The 19260-nt window shown below is 48.0% G+C and carries 17 protein-coding genes, 4 tRNA genes, 2 pseudogenes and 1 riboswitch; of the genes and pseudogenes, 10 read left to right on the top strand and 13 right to left on the bottom strand.

From position 1 onward, the window contains the following. The first annotated feature begins 114 nt into the window (after positions 1-114). Together AKN87_RS03490 and AKN87_RS03485 are read left to right on the top strand one after the other, a co-directional pair. On the top strand, positions 115-969 hold the full coding sequence (locus AKN87_RS03490; RefSeq protein WP_053102479.1) for a pirin family protein: 855 nt from the start codon (positions 115-117) through the stop codon (positions 967-969). Between the two features lie 39 nt (positions 970-1008). After that, positions 1009-1689, top strand: coding sequence for a hydrolase (locus AKN87_RS03485; protein WP_053099638.1), 681 nt, complete (start codon positions 1009-1011; stop codon positions 1687-1689). 55 nt (positions 1690-1744) lie between these two features. Here the strand turns inward: AKN87_RS03485 and AKN87_RS03480 are convergent, their stop codons facing one another. Then, positions 1745-2779, bottom strand: coding sequence for a linear amide C-N hydrolase (locus tag AKN87_RS03480; protein ID WP_053103623.1), 1035 nt, complete (start codon positions 2777-2779; stop codon positions 1745-1747). A 62-nt stretch (positions 2780-2841) separates the two neighbouring features. Then, positions 2842-3615, bottom strand: a complete 774-nt coding sequence (locus AKN87_RS03475; RefSeq protein ID WP_231692615.1) for a hypothetical protein — start codon at positions 3613-3615, stop codon at positions 2842-2844. 126 nt (positions 3616-3741) lie between these two features. Here AKN87_RS03475 and ybaK point away from each other — a divergent pair. Continuing rightward, a pseudogene (gene ybaK / locus AKN87_RS03470) lies at positions 3742-4191 on the top strand (Cys-tRNA(Pro) deacylase); the annotation flags it as partial. 149 nt (positions 4192-4340) lie between these two features. On the opposite strand, the pseudogene tnpA reads toward ybaK, so the two are convergent. Next, a pseudogene (tnpA, locus tag AKN87_RS12080) lies at positions 4341-4645 on the bottom strand (IS200/IS605 family transposase). 69 nt (positions 4646-4714) lie between these two features. On the opposite strand from tnpA, the gene AKN87_RS03460 reads away from it, so the two are divergent. Continuing rightward, positions 4715-5935, top strand: coding sequence for an RNA-guided endonuclease InsQ/TnpB family protein (locus AKN87_RS03460; RefSeq protein WP_053102477.1), 1221 nt, complete (start codon positions 4715-4717; stop codon positions 5933-5935). A gap of 54 nt (positions 5936-5989) precedes the next feature. Here the strand turns inward: AKN87_RS03460 and phaR are convergent, their stop codons facing one another. The 3 genes from phaR to AKN87_RS03445 form a co-directional block, all read right to left on the bottom strand. Continuing rightward, a complete protein-coding gene (gene phaR, locus AKN87_RS03455) occupies positions 5990-6490 on the bottom strand; it encodes a polyhydroxyalkanoate synthesis repressor PhaR (protein WP_053099634.1) in 501 nt (166 codons plus the stop codon). Positions 6491-6602: 112 nt separating this feature from the next. Beyond that, entirely contained in the window at positions 6603-7181 is a 579-nt protein-coding gene (locus AKN87_RS03450; RefSeq protein ID WP_053102476.1) for a TMEM165/GDT1 family protein, read from the bottom strand. Positions 7182-7211: 30 nt separating this feature from the next. Continuing rightward, positions 7212-7374: riboswitch (yybP-ykoY riboswitch) on the bottom strand. Between the two features lie 49 nt (positions 7375-7423). Next, entirely contained in the window at positions 7424-9043 is a 1620-nt protein-coding gene (locus tag AKN87_RS03445) for an FMN-binding glutamate synthase family protein (RefSeq protein WP_053102475.1), read from the bottom strand. A 233-nt stretch (positions 9044-9276) separates the two neighbouring features. On the opposite strand from AKN87_RS03445, the gene putP reads away from it, so the two are divergent. After that, a complete protein-coding gene (putP, locus tag AKN87_RS03440; RefSeq protein ID WP_053102474.1) occupies positions 9277-10761 on the top strand; it encodes a sodium/proline symporter PutP in 1485 nt (494 codons plus the stop codon). A gap of 44 nt (positions 10762-10805) precedes the next feature. Here putP and AKN87_RS03435 read toward each other — a convergent pair whose 3' ends face one another. Continuing rightward, entirely contained in the window at positions 10806-11165 is a 360-nt protein-coding gene (locus tag AKN87_RS03435) for a translation initiation factor Sui1 (RefSeq protein WP_053102473.1), read from the bottom strand. A gap of 333 nt (positions 11166-11498) precedes the next feature. On the opposite strand from AKN87_RS03435, the gene AKN87_RS03430 reads away from it, so the two are divergent. Genes AKN87_RS03430 through AKN87_RS03420 form a run of 3 tightly spaced genes read left to right on the top strand, consistent with a single transcriptional unit; the run spans position 11499 to position 14049 of the window. Further along, entirely contained in the window at positions 11499-13103 is a 1605-nt protein-coding gene (locus AKN87_RS03430) for a flavin monoamine oxidase family protein (protein WP_231692552.1), read from the top strand. A gap of 15 nt (positions 13104-13118) precedes the next feature. Continuing rightward, positions 13119-13523 carry a c-type cytochrome gene (locus tag AKN87_RS03425; RefSeq protein WP_053099629.1) on the top strand — a complete coding sequence of 135 codons (405 nt, stop codon included), beginning with the start codon at positions 13119-13121 and terminating at the stop codon, positions 13521-13523. Positions 13524-13557: 34 nt separating this feature from the next. Continuing rightward, on the top strand, positions 13558-14049 hold the full coding sequence (locus AKN87_RS03420; protein WP_053102472.1) for a RidA family protein: 492 nt from the start codon (positions 13558-13560) through the stop codon (positions 14047-14049). Between the two features lie 115 nt (positions 14050-14164). Here AKN87_RS03420 and nhaB read toward each other — a convergent pair whose 3' ends face one another. Next, a complete protein-coding gene (gene nhaB, locus AKN87_RS03415) occupies positions 14165-15667 on the bottom strand; it encodes a sodium/proton antiporter NhaB (RefSeq protein ID WP_053102471.1) in 1503 nt (500 codons plus the stop codon). Between the two features lie 213 nt (positions 15668-15880). Between nhaB and AKN87_RS03410 the strand changes: the two genes are divergently transcribed. Then, positions 15881-16693: a crotonase/enoyl-CoA hydratase family protein gene (locus AKN87_RS03410; protein ID WP_053102470.1), complete on the top strand. Its 813-nt coding sequence runs from the start codon at positions 15881-15883 to the stop codon at positions 16691-16693. A gap of 422 nt (positions 16694-17115) precedes the next feature. Beyond that, positions 17116-17976: an NAD(+) diphosphatase gene (gene nudC, locus AKN87_RS03400; protein WP_080995495.1), complete on the top strand. Its 861-nt coding sequence runs from the start codon at positions 17116-17118 to the stop codon at positions 17974-17976. Here nudC and AKN87_RS03395 read toward each other — a convergent pair. The 5 genes from AKN87_RS03395 to AKN87_RS03375 all read right to left on the bottom strand — a co-directional run bounded on the left by AKN87_RS03395 (position 17950) and on the right by AKN87_RS03375 (position 19243). After that, on the bottom strand, positions 17950-18726 hold the full coding sequence (locus AKN87_RS03395) for a TSUP family transporter (RefSeq protein ID WP_053099623.1): 777 nt from the start codon (positions 18724-18726) through the stop codon (positions 17950-17952). The two genes, nudC and AKN87_RS03395, sit on opposite strands and share 27 nt — an antisense overlap. Positions 18727-18806: 80 nt before the next feature. Next, positions 18807-18882: transfer RNA gene (locus tag AKN87_RS03390), tRNA-Glu, on the bottom strand. Positions 18883-18918: 36 nt separating this feature from the next. Continuing rightward, positions 18919-18994, bottom strand: a tRNA-Ala gene (locus AKN87_RS03385). 42 nt (positions 18995-19036) lie between these two features. Then, positions 19037-19112: transfer RNA gene (locus tag AKN87_RS03380), tRNA-Glu, on the bottom strand. A 55-nt stretch (positions 19113-19167) separates the two neighbouring features. Continuing rightward, positions 19168-19243 (bottom strand) — tRNA-Ala (locus AKN87_RS03375). Between the last annotated feature and the right edge of the window lie 17 nt (positions 19244-19260).

Genomic DNA, 19260 nt, shown 5'->3' with positions numbered 1-19260 from the left:
CACTAGGCTAATAAGTTCGTTCTAAGCGTAGAACACAGCGTATTGCTCTGAGGGGCTATTGCAGGGCACAGGCTAACTTTAGGATGAGTCAGAGTAATAAAGGAGAACTACGTAATGAAAACAATTCTTGAGCTGTTAAATGCCCACCCAAAGCATTGGGTGGGCAATGGTTTTCCTGTACGAACGTTGTTTTCTTATCAGCTGCAAGAACAGCGTATTAGTCCTTTTTTATTACTGGATCATGCTGCACCGACCATTTTTAAGCCCACCACAGCACGTCGAGGTGTAGGCCTGCACCCACACCGAGGATTTGAGACGGTGACTTTGGTTTATCAGGGGGAAGTAGCTCATCACGACTCCTTGGGACAAGGCGGCACTATTGGGCCGGGTGATGTGCAGTGGATGACCGCAGGCGCTGGAATTTTGCATGAAGAGTATCACTCCGAGCAGTTTGCTAAAGCCGGTGGTAAATTACACATGGTCCAGTTGTGGGTGAATTTACCCGCCCGTGCCAAATTTACTACCGCACGTTATCAAGCGATTACCGCCAAACAAATACCGCAGCTCGAATTACCCGATCAAGTAGGTCGCTTACGGGTTATTGCAGGTGAGTATGCAGGCCAGCAAGGACCTGCCAAAACCCATAGTCCATTACAGCTATTGGATATGTCACTAGAGCCTCAGGCCGAGTTTGAGTTAGGGCTAGTCGTTAACTGGCCGGCAATGTTGGTCGTGCTACAGGGCACGCTACTGGTTAATCAGCAAAGTGTGGTGCGCGAAGGGCAAACCGTACTGCTCAGTGCACAAGGTGACAGTGTTCAACTAGAGACGAATAACCACACCCATTTGCTAGTGCTCAGTGGCGAACCTTTACAGGAGCCTATTGTGGGCTACGGCCCCTTTGTGATGAATACCGAGCAGCAAATAGAGCAAGCCTTAACCGACCTGCAGCATCATCGATTGATGTAAAGCGTAGGTTTAATTTAATCATTCCAAGAGGTAAATAACATGAGTACTCCTGCAAACTTTAACGGCCAAGCGCCAGTGATCCAGGCCGATGATGCGTTGATGTTATTGATTGATCATCAAAGTGGCTTATTTCAAACTGTAGGTGATATGTCGGTGCCTGAATTACGGGCAAGAGCCAGTGCGTTAGCGAGCATTGCTAGCTTGGCGAAAATTCCGCTGATCACTACCGCCTCTGTGCCTCAAGGCCCGAATGGACCTTTGATTCCAGAAATCCATCAAAATGCTCCCCACGCTCAATATATTGGCCGCAAAGGTGAAATTAATGCTTGGGATAATGCCGAGTTTGTTCAAGCGGTAAAGGCTACCGGCCGTAAAACCTTGATTATTGCCGGCACCATTACCAGTGTGTGTATGGCGTTTCCAGCGATTAGCGCGGTGGCCGAAGGTTATAAAGTATTTGTGGTGATTGATGCTTCAGGTACCTATAGCAAGATGGCGCAAGAAATCACCTTGGCCCGCATGTTACAAGCAGGTGTTGTGCCGATTGACACGGCGGCGGTAGCTTCTGAGCTACAGAAAACATGGAATAGAGCTGATGCACTGGCTTGGGCGGAAACTTACACCCATATTTTTCCAGCCTATCAGTTGTTGATGGAAAGCTATGCTAAAGCGCAGCAGGTCGTCACTGAGCACGAGGTGCTGGATTCAAGTTTAAGTTAATAGCAGCCACAGCCGTGCTGCCTAGCTTTGCTGGACAGCACGGCTGTGGAATTCGTTATAACCCTAAGAATTTAAAAGGGGCGTGAGGTTTAAACTGTTGAGAAACCTCGCCACTGAGCACTCGCGCTTGATTAGCCTCTAACTTCAGTTGCTTGGTTTGGCCAGTTACTGATGAAAAATCAACCTTTTTTAAGTCCACCCAAAAAATGCTCGGACTCAGTGCTGACTCAAAGAAATACAGCTGGTTTTTATGATCAGCAAGCGTTCTCCAGCGCGTAGAAGAAATGTTGGGTTGATCTGGGGTGCTTATGCCGTAGGGTACAGACGCGTTTCTGATCACCCCGAACATACTGGCTATGGACTCTTCAGGGGATGCCGCTTGGGGGATACGATTCACATAATAAGAAGCACGTACGAAACGATCAGCAGCACGGTTGGTGCCAGGTAGCATGGTTTCCCCACCTATTTGTTGCCAGTATTCGTTGAGTGCAAGTTGATGCTCGAATGTTGGCGAATTAGTCATTACTTGGTAGGTGCGGTTATGGTGAATGACTTGTTTACCATCAATGTATTCAATAATCGCGCTATCGCCCGAAGCATCAGAGAGTGATAGGTGTAAAGTAGCTAAACGCTGTTCTCCTGGCACCTCGGCAGTGACGATAGTGTAGGGTTCTTGCTTTAATGCAGTCACCGCCTCCTCTACAGTGGCAAAGTTATCGAGTACATATTGCGCCCAGGCAGCTAACGTGAGCCCTGGCTTACTTTTTTCAGTAAAAGCTGGGTATGTTGACTCAACCAGCCATAGCACATTGGCCATTAAGCCTTTTTCATTCAAGCCATCGGTGGTCGCAATATCATAGCCTGAAGAAATGACGCTACCATATTTAGAGATCCATTTGATGGAGTTTGGGCCGACCTCTCCTGTACGCTCTATACCACGTGGAAATATCCATAAATTAGTTTCTATATCTTTTTTCCAGTCCATTGAGCGTGCTGTAATAATGCGATTACCTTCACCTAGGTAAACCACACGCGTACAGGCATCGGCAATAGCTGAAAAAGCTAAAGTGCCTATTAATGTCGGCACCATAACCGCTTTTTTGAGTTTTCTATTAAGCAAACTACGCATAGTTAATTTTCCTTATCTATAGATTAGAAACGCATTGTCATTCCAACTACTGGGCCAGATTGGCGTATGTCGTACTTGAAACGATGTCCTGTAAAGTCGGTGGAGGTATAGCGTTGGCTTAATGAACGATAGCCCACTCGAATAATGGTTGGATGATCGAGCAGATAGACCCGATAACCCAAATAGGCTTCATGGTTATGCGTCTTTTTGTTGTCAGTATCTAGGCCGCCGACTTGGCTAAGTAACGAAAGATTCCATTTATTAGTAAGGTCAGCAGTGAGTCGCAGACCGACAAATGGATCAGTCCATTCTGCTTTTTTTGATAGTTTTAGGCCAAAGGGTTTGGATTGGACTTCAGCTGTTAACTTTGTCCAGCGAGCACCAATTGTTGGATCGATAGAAATACGTCTTGGCTCATCAAATAAATGGTTTCCGCCCAATTCGTAGTTAAATGCGCGATAAAAAGCACCCAATGCCACTGTGGTTTGATCAATTTTATAGCTGATTTTTTGTCCCATGACACGGTCATTGCTATCGGTGTCAACGTTAATGGCGTCTATATAAAAGCCATAATGAGAGTTAGTGAGTTCAAGGTTGCCCATGAAAATAGAGTCGACATCATTGACCAGCTCTGAGAAAGGAATATCAACAGCAGGCTTTTTGCCTGCTAAGGCGAGATCGCCTTTTAATGAAGCTCCCCAAATAAAAGGACTGACCAACACTTTCCAGTGTTCAGCTGCGTAGCTAGTAACTGAGCTGGTGAGTAAACAGCTACTGAGTATGAGTTTTTTCAGCATAGATTATCCTAGAAGCAAGGAGAGAAATGATCAGTGGCTGGCAGTTAACATAACCTAATCACTTGGAAGGCTAACCAACTGGGAGTAAATTACTAGGATTAAATTTGATTAGGTTAGACTTTAATTATGACGCCTGCTGTCACGCTGCTGAAAAAAAATCGGATTGCCTTTAATTTACATAGTTATCAGCATGATCCCACAGTGAACTCTTACGGTTTAGAGGCTGCTGAAAAGCTCCAAGTGGAAGTTGCTAGGGTATTTAAAACGCTGCTAGTTAAAGTCGATAAAGAGGAGTTATTGGTGGCAGTGCTACCAGTTGCGCATCAACTGAGTTTAAAAGCCATTGCTCAGGTGGCGGGGGTAAAAAAGGCGCAATTGGCGGATCCCAAAGAAGCTGAGCGAGTGACGGGCTATTTAGTCGGCGGAATTAGCCCGATTGGGCAAAAAAAGGCGTTGCGCACTTTTATTGATCAGTCTGCTACCACATTGTCTAGCCTATTTATTAGTGGCGGCAGACGTGGGTTAGATCTCGAGTTAGCCGCAGCAGATTTGCAGCAGATAACTCGAGCTCAGTTTTTTCCATTGATTGACCCCGGAGCGCGACAAGCCCCGTCGTTCAGGGCGGGGAAGGATAGCGCGGACGGCGTAGCCGTCCTTAGTTCTTAGTTCTTAGTTCTTAGTTCTTAGTTCTTAGTTCTTAGTTCTTAGTTCTTAGTTCTTAGTTCTTAGTGTGGAGTCTGCTGCTGTTCAATGTACTGGCGCACGATGGAAATCGGCGCGCCACCACAGGATGATGCGAAGTAGGGCGGCGACCAAAGAACGCCTTTGAGGCTGTTCACGAGGTTGGAAACAGCCACCTTGGGCGGATACTCCACCAGCAGTGGACGTGATCGTCCTCGCCGTCCATTTCGATCAGTTGCGCCTCGAAGTCGGCGCAGGTCTTGGCAAAGATGGTGCGCAGCCGACAGAGGGCGTCGCCATCGAACACTCCGCGGCGGTATTTCACCACAAAGACCAAATGGACGTGTATCTTAAAAGCACAGTGCCGTCATTATCGAGTGTCGTTGTCATTGCTTATGGACCAAGAGTATAATTGAGTATGCGACGACTTCAAGCCTACAAATACGAATTGCGGCCAGACGGCCAGCAAGAGCGACAAATGCGCCGCTTCGCTGGCTCTTGTCGGTTCGTGTTCAACCAGGCGCTGGCGTTGCAGAAGGAACGCTACGAGCAGGGCGAGAAGAAGCTCGGCTATGCGGGCTTGTGCAAGTTGCTTACCGAGTGGCGCAACAGCTCAGAGACGGCTTGGCTGGCCGATGCGCCCGTTCACCCGTTACAGCAGACGCTCAAGGACTTGGAGCGGGCCTATAGCAACTTCTTCGCCAAGCGGGCCGACTTCCCGCGCTTCAAGAAGAAAGGCCAGTCGGATAGTTTCCGTTATCCCGACCCGAAGCAAGTCAAGCTTGATCAGGCGAACAGCCGCGTATTCCTGCCCAAACTGGGCTGGCTACGCTACCGCAACAGCCGCGAGGTGCTGGGCGCGGTGAAGAACATCACCGTCAGCCAGTCTTGCGGCAAGTGGTTCGTGTCGATTCAGACCGAGAGAGAGGTTGAGCAACCGCTACCGCAAGGCGGCGCGGTCGGCATCGACATGGGTATCACCCGCTTCGCCACGCTCTCGGACGGCACGTGCTATGCGCCGCTCAACAGCTTCAAACGGCATGAAACTGCTTTGCGCCGTGCGCAGCAGTCGATGAGCCGCAAGACCAAATTCAGTAACAACTGGAAGAAGGCGAAGGCCCGCGTCCAGCGTATCCATTCCCGCATCGGCAACGCCCGCCGCGACTACTTGCACAACGCCACGACCACGATCAGCCAAAACCACGCGATGGTGTGTATCGAGGATTTGCAGGTACGGAACATGTCCAAGTCGGCGGCGGGTACCACCGAAAAGCCGGGTAAGAAGGTTCGGGCCAAGTCCGGCTTAAATAAGTCCATCCTCGATCAAGGCTGGTTCGAGTTCCGCCGCCAACTGGATTACAAGCTGGCCTGGAGTGGCGGCTATCTGATTGTCGTGCCGCCACAGAACACCAGCCGCACCTGTCCGGCTTGCGGGTATGTGTCGGCGGAGAACCGCACCAGTCAGGCAAAGTTCGCCTGCGTGGAATGCGGCTTCGAGGAAAACGCCGATCTGGTCGGCGCGATCAATATCTTAAGGGCGGGACACGCCCGGTTCGCCTGTGAAGTGAGCGATGCGGTAAGGTCGCCAGCAGCAGGAACCCACCGAAGCGACTCAGAGGCGGCTCAATGCCGCACCTGAGCGCCGTAGGAATCTCCGGCCTTCAGGCCGGGGAGGATGTCAATAAATGCCCGACTAGTCTTGTTTGGGTTTGTTGTTAAAGGGATTAAATAAGCCAAACATGTTTTGTGTATTCAAATAGAGGCTTTTGGACTGTTCTAAGTACTGCGACATCAGTTGTTGCATCGCAGGCATTTGCCCTTGCATAAACTGCATCCACGCTTCGCCTGACTGATTGCCAGCCTTTTGTTGAATTTCGAGCAAGGTGGCCATATTCGATTCAAGAAAACCGGCAAACATTGTTTGCATAGGGCCGTAGGCGCAAATAATACTTTTAAGCATATCGCTAGATAAAATCGGCTCGCCGGCATTTTCTGCCTCTTGAATAATTTGCAGTAAAATGGTGCGAGTAATGTCATCGCCCGAGGGCACTTCAACCACTTGAAAAGGCACCTGACTAAGCACCAGCTCACGAATATCGGCCAGCGTAATATGGCTGCTGGTATGGGTGTCATAGAGCCGGCGATTACTGTACTTCTTAATAAGACGGGGTGTTTCTGGGGTATCAGATGACATAGTCAAACAGTCTCAACAGGGTTTAAGCAGGGGCAGTAGTCTAGCAGATTACTGCCTAGCTTTCAGAAGAAACAGGGGGAAGCGGCGCTGAACATTGCGCCGCAGAACAGATTTAGGCAAGACTGCCGCTGTATGCTTGGTAGGCAGCGTAAACCGCCAGTAAGGCAAAGCACAAGGCCGCAATGCGTCGGATCCAGTCAAGCGGTAGTTTATCGGCGGCAAAGTTACCGGCTAATACGACCGGTACGTTAGCAATCATCATCCCTAAGGTGGTACCAATCACCACCATTGTAAAGTGTGAGTATTGCGCTGCCAGCATCACCGTAGCCACTTGGGTTTTATCGCCCATTTCAGCAATAAAAAAGGCGATCAGAGTGGCAACAAAGGGACCGTACTTTTTGCTAGTTGAGTCTTCATCATCCATTTTGTCTGGAATTAAAGTCCAGAGTGCAACCGCCGCAAAGCTAGCCGCTAAAATCCAAGCTAAGGTGGTTGGGCTAAATAGACTTGCGACTTGATTACCAACGGCCGCAGCTAAGAAGTGATTAGCCACGGTGGCCACCAAGATTCCTAAAATAATAGGAATAGGCTTGCGATAGCGTGCAGCTAAGATCAAGGCTAAGAGTTGTGTTTTATCGCCAATTTCAGCGAGGGTGACAATTCCGGTTGGAACAAGGAGAGATTCCCACATAATTAAATACCTCAGGGGCGGGAATTTGCGAACCATGACATACACACCTTCCCGCCCCGGGTAGGGTATATGTCATGGGTCTTGTCAAACCATTATGATGGTCGCTTAGGCCATGGTCTGTTGACCAAGTATGTTGACGCTAAGCACTAGCTACCTATAGCAACTAGCAGACTACTCCCCCAAGACGCTGCGGACTTTAGCCGCTTTGTTTAGTAAAAGCAAATCTATCCAGCTTAAGTCGTTTATTTGCCTTGTGGTTTGGGAGTAAAACTAAAGCTATCCGCCCTAGAATCGCGCCAAAAGCGCTGAAATACGGCATGTTCAGGCAGGTAGTTAGGACGTAACAGATCGCCGGGATTGAGGTACGGATATTGCGCCCCAAGTGAGCGTACAGTCACCGGATCCACTCGCTGAATAATATGCTCAGGAGTGAGCTGATTGGGATGTTGTAAACCAGCAGCAGCGATGACTTCTTGTAACGCGCGTAGTGTGTTGCGCTGAAAGTTTGCTACGCGCTGGGCTTTGTCGGTGACAGCCAGTGCGCGCCAGCGCTTAGGGTCTTGGGTGGCAATACCTGTGGGGCAGCGGTCGGTATGGCAAGACTGCGACTGAATACAGCCTAGCGCAAACATAAAACCACGGGCGGAGTTACACCAGTCGGCACCTAGGGCGATAGCTTTGGCTATATCAAAGGCGGTGATGATTTTACCTGCTGCACCGATTTTGACTTTATCGCGTAAATTTAGACCCACTAAGGTGTTGTGCACCAACATCAAGCCTTCGCGCATTGGGGTGCCTAAGTGATCAGCAAACTCTAAAGGCGCTGCACCAGTACCGCCTTCTGCACCATCAACTACAATAAAGTCTGGAGTAATGCCCGTGCTGAGCATAGCTTTGGCAATGGCAAACCATTCCCAGGGATGGCCAATGACTAGCTTAAAACCAGTCGGTTTACCACCTGACAGTTCACGCAGTTCGGCAATAAACTCAAGCAGTTGCTCTGGGGTAGAGAAAGCCGAGTGGCGTGCAGGAGAAATACAATCAATGCCCTCTGGCACACCTCGAGTAAGGGCAATTTCGCTATTCACTTTCGAACCAGGTAAAACGCCACCATGGCCTGGCTTAGCGCCTTGGGAGAGTTTGAGCTCAATCATTTTGACTTGGGCCAAGGTGGCCTTTTCAACAAAGGCTTCAGGATTAAAATTGCCTTGGGCATCGCGTGCACCAAAATAGCCAGACCCTAGTTCCCAGACCACATCGCCGGCATGTTCTTGGTGATAGCGTGAAAGCGAACCCTCACCGGTATCATGATAAAAATTGCCCAGTTTCGCGCCTTGGTTTAGTGCGCGAATGGCATTGGGTGAGAGCGAACCAAAACTCATGGCTGAAATATTAAAGACACTGGCCGAGTAGGGAAACTTGCAATGAGGGCCACCAATGCTGACGCGAAAATCGGCACTATCGATCAGACTGGGTTGTAACGAGTGATTAATCCATTCGTATTGCTCGGCATAAACATTTTTCTCTGTGCCAAAGGCGCGAGTTTCTAAGGCTTGTTTGGCGCGCTGATAGACCAGTGAGCGTTGCTCAAAGGAAAAGGGCACCTCCTCATCATCGTCCTCCACAATGTATTGCCGCAACATAGGGCGTAAATATTCAAATAAATAACGAATATGGGCAGTGATAGGGTAGTTACGACGCAAGGCAGAGCGAGTTTGGGTCAGATCGCTAATGCCCAATATGCTCAGTGCAGCTAAGCTAAGACTAGCCAGCAGCCACCAGAGACTGTAGGGCCATAAACTGATACTGGCGAATAGCAAGAGTAGGGTAATAACGAAAGGAGCATAACGAAGATAAGGCATGGGTAACCTCCATGGTTTGCCTGATCAAATGCAGTAGAGTGCCTGTACCAGATGCCTAAGCCTAGCCTTAGTTCCTAAGCTAGGGGCAAATCCCTTAGAAAAAATGGGCTTAATTTAAGCTAAATCAGGCTATTGCTACAAAAAAGTTGCTTAAACAGGTAATCTTGCGCGTTTGTTTATAGGGTTCGGTGTGGAGAGCTGAGCGTTATAAAGTTAATCATTAGGGGATGAGTATGAGCATTTCAACGCCGACATTGGTGACCTTCACCATCTATATCAGTGCGATGATTTTAATTGGTTTTATTGCCTGGCGCGCAACGAAAAACTTTTCAGACTACATTTTAGGCGGCCGCAGCCTAGGCAGTGTAGTTACCGCCTTGTCGGCAGGTGCTTCAGATATGAGTGGCTGGTTATTAATGGGCTTACCCGGAGCGGTTTATTTGTCGGGCTTATCCGAGAGCTGGATTGCTATTGGTCTAGTCACGGGCGCTTATTTAAACTGGTTATTTGTTGCGGGACGATTACGGGTACACACCGAACACAGTAATAACGCCTTAACCCTGCCGGATTACTTTACCCACCGCTTTGAAGATCACAGCCGTTTACTACGGATTATTTCCGCCTTAGTTATTTTGCTGTTTTTTACTATTTATTGCGCCTCAGGGGTAGTGGCGGGTGCGCGATTATTTGAAAGCACCTTTGGTCTGGATTACAGCACAGCGTTATGGGTAGGGGCAGCGGCGACTGTACTTTATGTGTTTATTGGTGGTTTTTTAGCGGTGAGCTGGACGGATACCGTGCAGGCGACGTTAATGATTTTTGCGCTCTTAATTACCCCGATTTTTGTCATTTTAGCCTTGGGTGATTTGGATACTGCCTTTGCCACTATTGAAGCGGTTAATCCAAAAAGCTTTGATATGTTTGATGGCGTGTCCTTTATTGCGCTGATTTCGCTGTTTGGCTGGGGGTTAGGTTACTTTGGCCAGCCGCATATTTTAGTGCGATTTATGGCGGCTGAATCAGTTAAGAGTATCCCTGCAGCCCGTCGCATCAGTATTACCTGGATGATTTTAACCTTAGGCGGTGCAGTTGCAGTGGGCTTCTTTGGTATCGCTTACTTTGAAAATCACCCAGAGCAAGCCGGTGCCGTTACCGGTAATAGTGAGCGGGTATTTATGGAGTTAGCCAAAATCTTGTTTAACCCTTGGGTTGCAGGTGTCATTTTAGCTGGTGTGTTAGCGGCAGTAATGAGTACCCTTAGTTGCCAGCTTTTGGTGTGTTCCAGTGCTTTAACCGAAGACTTCTATAAAGCATTTTTACGTAAGAATGCTTCACAAGCTGAGCTGGTTTGGGTGGGGCGTTTAATGGTGTTAGCCATTGCCCTGATTGCGGTAGCTATTGCTGCTAACCCGCAGAGTAAGGTGTTAGGTTTGGTGTCCTATGCTTGGGCTGGCTTTGGTGCTGCCTTTGGTCCAGTGGTGCTGTTGTCGGTAACCTGGAAGCGCATGACCCGTAATGGCGCACTCGCTGGCATGCTAGTTGGAGCAATTACAGTGGTGGTGTGGAAGGAGTTAATCGACTCTAACCTGTATGAAATTATTCCAGGCTTTGCCTTAGCAATTATTGCCATTTTGTTAGTGAGCTTGCGTGATAAGGCTCCTAGCCAAACGATTCAGCAGCGCTTTGAGCAAGCCGAGCAAGAGTTTAAGCAGGTTTAACTGAGTGAGGTTAAATTGCCCCAGCACTGACTGGGGCAATGTCGTTAACCACCGGTTTTTTTCGCAGTAAACCCGCGCTTATTCAGCTCGTTGAGTAATAGCTCGACTTGATCGCCTTGCATTTCAATCACCTGCTCATCTTTTACCGCACCCCCCACGCCACAGCGCTTCTTTAGCTCGGCACAAAGTTTCTTCAGCGCAACTTTATCTAAATGCAATCCGCTAATGGTGGTCACTGTTTTGCCGCCTCGGCCTTTGGTTTCGCGGCGAACCTGTGCCGTTCCATCGCCACTAAAAGTGGGGGCGCTTTTGCAGCGGCAAGCCGCTGGCGCTTGCTGACAGGTTGGGCACAGTGCTTGGGGGTCGGTGGAGAAAACTAAACGGCTACTGGCTGATGATTTCATAGCATCCTCAAATCGGTTAAATATGGCGTTAAGTCTAATATAAAAAGCTTTAAAAAAGTGACTGCAAATTGTCCTACAATTATCCGAGTGTCGCATAATTAGAATAATTCTCATCTCTAACTGAGAAAATAATGCGGGTGGGGGTATCAAGGCTGCGACATTTTGCCTCAGATAGCTGTCATAGTGACAAGGTTTTTTCTAAGTGCAAAAAATTGCCCTTAAGAAAAGTCTTTTGACAGCCAATTATAATGAGGTGCTGATGAACCAGTGGTTAGGCTTACCCGCTTATCCATGCAGTCATCAGCCAACGCCTTGCACATGAGGTAAGAAAGAATGGATTTTACTCCAGGTTTAAGTCGACGTGCGTTACTGTCGTGGATTGGTAAAACCGCCGGCGCGGCAGCTATGTATCAAGCAATGACAACGCTCGGTTTTGCCAGCGAATCAAGCTTTGATGGTGAAAATTATGAAATCAGCGGTGCGCCTAAAGGGGCATCGGTCCTAGTTTTAGGTGCTGGAGTGGCAGGAATGACTGCTGCTTACGAGCTACGTAAAGCAGGTTATAAAGTTAAAATTTTAGAATACAACGCTAAAGCTGGTGGTCGCTGCTGGACCCTGCGTGGGGGTGATAAATTCACCGAGCTAGGTGGCGCAACCCAAGAGTGTAAGTTTGATAAAGGTCTGTATCTAAACCCCGGTCCGTGGCGTATCCCGTATCACCACTACGCGGTACTGCATTACTGCAAAAAGTTCGATGTGAAGTTAGAAGTGTTTAACCAGATTAACCACAATGCTTACTTCCATGACACCAAAGCCTTTGGCGGCAAACCTAAGCGTTACCGTGAAGTGCAGGGTGACTTCCAAGGGCACATTGCCGAGTTGCTAGCTAAGTGTGTTAACCAAAAAGCCTTAGATGATGCGTTAACCAAAGAAGACTCTGAGCGTTTGCTCACCGCAATGCGCCAATGGGGTTCGCTCAATGGCCAAGACAAATATGTGAAGTCATTAGAAGCCAGTCTAATGCGCGGTTATGAGGTTATGCCAGGAGGCGGCCTGATGCCAGAAGAGCAGTACTCAGAACCTATGGCGGGTGTTGAGTTGCTGAACTCTAGTCTTTGGCAGCACCTTAATACCGGCCATGCCTTTGAATACCAAAGCACGATTTTCCAGCCTGTTGGCGGCATGGATATGATTGCTAAGGCCTTTGAAAAAGAAGTCGGCAGCTTAATTCGTTACAGCAGTAAGGTCACTAAAATCCAACAGGATGATAAAGGCGTGACGGTTAGTTATGTCGATAGCCAAAACCCAGGCGATACCTTAACTGAAACTGCTGACTGGTGTGTCTGTACCATTCCGCTATCGATTCTTGGGCAAATTCCAGCCAACTTCAGCAACAAGATGAAGAATGCGATTCGCGCGGTACCCTATGATGCGTCACTAAAAGTGGGACTACAATTTAAGCGCCGTTTCTGGGAAGAAGATGACCAGATTTATGGTGGCGTAAGTTACACCAATATGCCAATTGAGCTGATTAGCTACCCGAGCACTGACTATTTTGCGAAAAAAGGTGTGTTGCTAGGTGCCTACATGTGGGGTGCCAATGCCTATGAATTTACCGCAATGCAGCCTGAAATGCGGATTCAGAAAGTCTTAGAGTACGGCTCTAAAATTCACCCACAGTATAAAGATGAGTTTGAAAACGGAATTGCTGTTGGTTGGCACCGAGTGCCTTGGACTAACGGTTGCTATGGTCTATGGACGCCTGAGTCGCGTAAAGAGCATTATCAAAATCTCTGTGAAATTGATGGCCGAATTGTTCTTGCAGGTGAGCATGCGTCGCATATTCCTGCTTGGTTAGAAGGGGCGATTTTATCATCACTCGATGCGATCAAACGTCTGCATACCCATGCCGTTTCCACGCAAAATAAATCAGCTTAATTGGGAGCCTTCAGAATGAAAAAGTTTGTTAGTTTAGCGCTCACCTTTAGCTTGAGTTCAGTTTTTTCGATGGCTGCAATGGCAGGTACCCCAACAGTTTCAGAAAGTGGAAACTTTGAGCAAAGAAGTGGTGAGGATATTTTTAATAGTATCTGTCAGGGTTGTCACATGGAGCAAGGTAAGGGAGCTAACACTGGGGCTGGTTTTTATCCGGCACTAGCGGGTAACCCTTCATTAACGGCACCGGCCTACCCAATTTTTGTCTTATTAAACGGTTTAGGTGGCATGCCAAGCTTTAAGGAATACTTAAGCGATGAGCAGATCCTAGAAGTAGTGAACTATATTCGTAGTGATAAGCTAGGTAATAGTTTTCCAACCCAAGCCACAATGGATGATGTAAAAGCCTTAAGTGGCCGCTAGGTCCATACTACGTGATTAATTAAAGGAAACGATAATGAAAAAACAGATAGCTAGCGTTGCCTTGGCAACAATTATGGGAGCTTCCATGGTGCATGCCGCTGAAGGTGAGGTGATTCGTCACAAGTTGCCTGACTCAGATTTTCCAATTTCGTTAGCGGTAGAAGTACCAGCTAATAAAACCTTAGTCCATTTAAGTGGGCAAGTGCCTACGTTGATTAATGCGAAAGCCGATGCAGCCTCTTTAGCAGCCTATGGTTCGATGGAAGAACAAACAGTCTCGGTGCTTAAGGCGATTGAGAACAACCTCAAAAGCTTAAACTTGAGTATGAGTGATGTGTACCGGATGCAGGTGTTTTTAGTCGCTGAGGAAGGCAAGGTGGATTTTTCTGGCTTTATGAAAGGTTACACTCAGTTCTTTGGCACTGAAGCTCAGCCTAAGTTACCGGTGCGTTCAGCAGTAGAAGTGGCAGCTTTAGCCAATCCAGGTTGGCTGATTGAGATTGAGGTCTCGGCGGTGCGTCCGTAACTTAACGGTTACTAACTTGCCATTAAAAACTGGAGTCAGCATCTGTTGTTGGCTCCAGTTTTTTTCGGTCAAATAAAAACCCGGCGCTAGGCCGGGTTTTAGATGGCTTAAGCTGCTAGGCCCAATGGCTAACTGCCCACCAACCTAAGGTACCCATGACAATGGTGTAGGGTAATGCCATCCACACCATGCGCCCATAAGAGAGGCGAATCAGCGGTGAGATGGCACTGGTAAGTAAGAATAAAAACGCCGCTTGCCCATTCGGTGTAGCTACGCTGGGCAAGTTGGTTCCGGTATTAATCGCAATCGCCAGTAGGTCAAAGTGCTCGCGAGTCATGCTTCCCGCATCGAAGGCCTTTTTAACCTCACCAATATAAATGGTGGCAACGAATACGTTATCACTGATTGCTGACAGTAAACCGTTGGCAATATACAGCATGCTGGGTTGCTGTTCGGTTGGCATAGTGAGTACCCAGTCAATTAACGGAGCGAACAAGGCTTGTTCTTGAATAACAGCCACTACTGCAAAAAAAACTACTAATAAAGCAGTAAAGGGCATGGCATCTTGGAATGCACGGCCAATTTGATGCTCATCAGTCACCCCAGTAAGAGAAGTGACTAACACGATGACCAGCAGACCAATTAAACCGACTTCAGCAACGTGAAAGGCTAAGCCTAGCATTAAAATAACTGCGGCAATACCTTGCACCCAAAGCGCTGCAATTTGACTGGCACTACGGCGTTCGGCCTGGGTGCGCTCAAAATCAGCTAGCACCTTGCGTACTGGGGCAGGCAATTGCGCGCCATAGCCAAACCAGTGGGTTTTTTCGAGTAGAACGCAGGTGGCAATACCGGCAAAAAATACAGGAATCGATACCGGCATCATATGCTGAAAGAACTCGGCGAAGTTCCAGCCCATCTCTTTACCGATGAGTAGGTTTTGCGGCTCACCAACAATAGTTGATACCCCACCTAGCGCGGTACCAACAGCACCGTGCATCAGTAAACTGCGTAAAAATGCGCGAAACTCTTCAAGATGCTCGCGGTGTAGTTCAATTACTTCAGTGTCTGAGCCGTAGTTGCTGTCATCTTGTGGGTTCTTTCCTGAGGCCACCTTGTGATACACCGCATAGAAACCTACGGCGACGCTGATAATGACCGCGGTGACAGTCAAGGCATCAAGAAAGGCCGACAGTACGGCCGATAAGGCACAGAATAAAACACTTAAAGTGGTTTTAGACTTAACTCCTAAAAGTAGCTTAGAGAAGGCCACCAAGAGTAAATCTTGCAGAAAGTAAATGCCTGCCACCATGAACATCAATAACAATAAGACAGGAAAGTTATGTACCAGCTCTTCATACAGGGCGTCGGGTGAGGCCAGCTGTAAAATAACTGCTTCTACTACCAATAAGCCTCCGGGCTGCAAGGGGTAACACTTGAGCGCCATGGCTAAGGTGAAGATAAACTCTGCCACTAATAACCAACCAGCGGCTACTGGGCCAAAGCTGACCAGTACAATCGGGTTGATAATAATGAAAAACAGGATGGTTTGTTTATACCAGTTTGGTGACTGGCCTAAGAAATTACGCCCAAAAGCGGCAGCAAATGACGCAGACATGTGTGGACCTCCCAAAAAGTTAACGCACTTTCTCTTTTGTAACAGAAAATATCAAGTGCTATAGCGAGTTTTATTGAGCGGAGCCAAGGTTTACTGTCTAGAGTAGGTCGCCTTTAAACTATGCATCGACTTTTTACTTGGGGTTGTTATAGTTACACACTTGTATTAATGGTTGCACGCACTCATAAAATTAGAAAAAACAATAGGTTAAAAATGGACAGTTATCAGTTTTTTAAACTTTCGCTCGCGCATAAAGTGGCACATGTTCAATTAAATCGCCCAGAAAAACTGAATGCGATGAATCAGGCATTTTGGACGGAAATTAAGCAAATTTTTGCCTGGATAGCTGAAACTCCAGAAGTGCGTGCTGTGGTGATATCTGGAGAGGGTAAGCATTTTTCCGCCGGTATTGATTTGCAAATGTTTGCAGGCTTTGCTGCTAAATTTGCAAAAGATGCGGGGCGCAATGCGCGCTTATTGCGTGCCACCATTCAAGACTTGCAAAGCTCGTTAAGTGCAGTTGAAAATTGCAGTAAACCGGTGCTAGCTGCAATCCACGGTTATTGCATTGGTGGTGCGGTGGATTTAATTGCCGCTTGTGATATGCGTTATTGCGCAGCGGATGCAGTATTTTCAATTAAAGAAGTCGACATCGGAATGGCGGCAGATGTGGGAACCTTGCAGCGTCTACCGCATATTATTGGTGATGGTGTCATGCGTGAACTGGCCTATACTGCCCGTGATTTTGATGCCACGGAAGCCAAGCAAATTGGCTTAGTGAATCAGGTGTACCCAGATCACGCCACACTGCTTGAACAAGTGCTGGCGCTGGCAGCGACCATTGCTAGCAAGTCGCCGATTGCCATTGAAGGCACCAAAGAAATGATTCGCTATGCCCGTGATCACTCGGTAGCCGATGGTTTAAATTATATTGCGACCTGGAATGCAGCCATGTTGCAAGCCGATGATTTAAAGCAAGCAATGGCAGCGCAAATGATGAAACAACAGCCTGAGTTTAAAGACTGATTACGTGCTTGAATAACGCATGAGTTTCGAAAATATTTGTTCCAGATGTAGGTTGCAGCTCATATTATCAAAATCACGTAAGACCTCGTGCTTTTAGTGGGAGGATGGCTTTTGCAACCTTGGTGGAATTTTGTCTACTGCTCTTAATGTATTGTCTGAGCACTGTAAGCAAAAGCCAGGTAAGGATGGGGTTCAAAAACACAGTGTCCACCTATTTTAAGACCACTCAAGCCTTTTCGAGTGGCGGTAGCTTGCACGAATCGAGGCCAAAAGGTATCGCAGGTTTGCGAATAAGAGAATGGATGTGCAGTGAGGGTGGTGCCGCTCACGACTGCGATGTTAATGCGGGGCGAAACACTCTCGCGGTCAGGCATGGCTATCTAGAAGTCCAAACCCTTTAGGGGGGATAGGATGTCAACTATATGAGTATAATTAATTTACCTTGGGTGAATGGGTTCCCCTCAATAGAGCAGTTAGATAAGCGTGTCCTAATTCACTTTAGGATGCGATTTTTATCTTTTGGGGAAGGTCTTTTGCATTCGTATGCTGAGACTCAATGGCTGCAAGCATTGGCGTTGCCTTTTCAGCCTCTAGGTTGGTTGAAGGGTGAGGCGATCTACTTGCTGCAACTTAAGCAGTGGCCGATCTCTGGTGAGTTAGAAAAGCGGCAGGCGGACTGGGTCAGTGTGCGAGATTATATTGATCTGTATCCGCCTGATTTTTATCAGATGCTATCTTATGCAAGCCAGATTGGTACTTGGCTGAATGATCATCAGTATTGTGGACGCTGTGCAGAGCCTATGCGGCAGATGCCAGAGCAACGCTTGATGCAGTGTCCTGTCTGTCAGTTGCAGCAATATCCGCGGATTTCTCCCAGCATGATTGTGTTGGTGACTAAGGGTGATCAACTGCTGTTGGCTCAGGGGCAACGTTTTAAAAGTGCCATGTACAGTGTGCTGGCAGGCTTTGCTGAACCGGCGGAAACAATCGAGCACTGCGTGGCGCGTGAAGTGTATGAAGAAGTGCAATTAGAGATTGCTAATATACGTTATGTAACGAGTCAGAACTGGCCATTTCCGCATTCGCTGATGCTTGGATTTATTGCCGATTATGTTGCTGGCGACATTGTCATTCAGCAAGATGAGTTGCGCAGCGCCGAGTGGTTTAGCTTAGATCAGCTGCCAATACTCCCCGATAAAGGTACTATCAGTCGTTATCTGATTGATAGTTACCTTGAGGAGCGCCAAGGTCAGGGCTCAGCTAACCCAGTGTTGCCACGCTAAGCGCGCAGTAAGGGCTAATACGACTAAAATAAACACTGGGCGGATTAATTTGTTGCCGCCGCGAATCGCCGCTTTGGCGCCTAAAATCGCGCCCCCCATCATCGCTAATCCCATGCTAATGCCTAATACCCAGGCTACCTGACCGGCTAAAATAAAAATCGTCAGCGCGGTAATGTTACTAATAAAGTTCATGCTGCGCGCAACGCCGCTGGCACGTAATAAATCAATCGGATAGAGCATTAAGGTGCTCACGGTCCAGAATGCGCCGGTGCCAGGTCCTGCTACGCCATCATAAAAGCCTAGAGTAAAGCCTTGCGGAGCTTGGCGGCCTTTTTTAATTTCAATCTCATCATTATCCATAATGGGCGGAGTGGGATTAAACAATAAATACAAACCACAGCTAAAGACAATGATCGGCAGCATTTGATTGAGCCAGCTGGCAGGCATGTATTGAGCGATGACTGCGCCAGTAATTGCACCAATAAAGGTAAAGAGTAGGCCGGTGCGCCATTTGGCCGGCTTAAAGAGTTTGCGACGGTAAAAGGTCAGGGCTGCCGTAGCAGAGCCAAAGGTGGCACTGAGCTTATTGGTACCTAATACCAAGTGTGGGGGTAGGCCTGCCATTAGTAAGGCTGGAATGGTGAGGAGTCCGCCGCCGCCAGCAATGGCATCAATAAAGCCGGCAATAAAAGCGACCGCAGCTAAAGCGAGGATAATGCTAGGATCAATGGCGAGTTCAAGTGGAAACATCAAAAGGCCTGCGTACGTGAGCGTGATAAGCACAGTGTCGAGTTAAAAAAAAAGCCAGCTTGGTAAGCTGGCTTTTTTATTGGCGTCCCCTAGGGGGTTCGAACCCCTGTTACCGCCGTGAAAGGGCGGTGTCCTAGGCCTCTAGACGAAGGGGACATAACCTTCGTTGATAAGCAGTGCTTATCAGAGAATTGGTGGAGCTAAACGGGATCGAACCGTTGACCTCTTGCATGCCATGCAAGCGCTCTCCCAGCTGAGCTATAGCCCCAACAGCTGGTACTAACTTTTTAATAAAAAAGCTAGAAAAATGTGGCGTCCCCTAGGGGGTTCGAACCCCTGTTACCGCCGTGAAAGGGCGGTGTCCTAGGCCTCTAGACGAAGGGGACGCAAAACCCTTCTTAATCTTTCGATTATAAAATTCTTAACTAAACGCTAAGAATTTGGTGGAGCTAAACGGGATCGAACCGTTGACCTCTTGCATGCCATGCAAGCGCTCTCCCAGCTGAGCTATAGCCCCATTTAAGGACGGAGCGA

The organism is Thiopseudomonas alkaliphila (assembly GCF_001267175.1).
GTDB classification, from domain to species: domain Bacteria; phylum Pseudomonadota; class Gammaproteobacteria; order Pseudomonadales; family Pseudomonadaceae; genus Oblitimonas; species Oblitimonas alkaliphila.
This window is presented reverse-complemented; position numbering and strand designations above follow the sequence as displayed.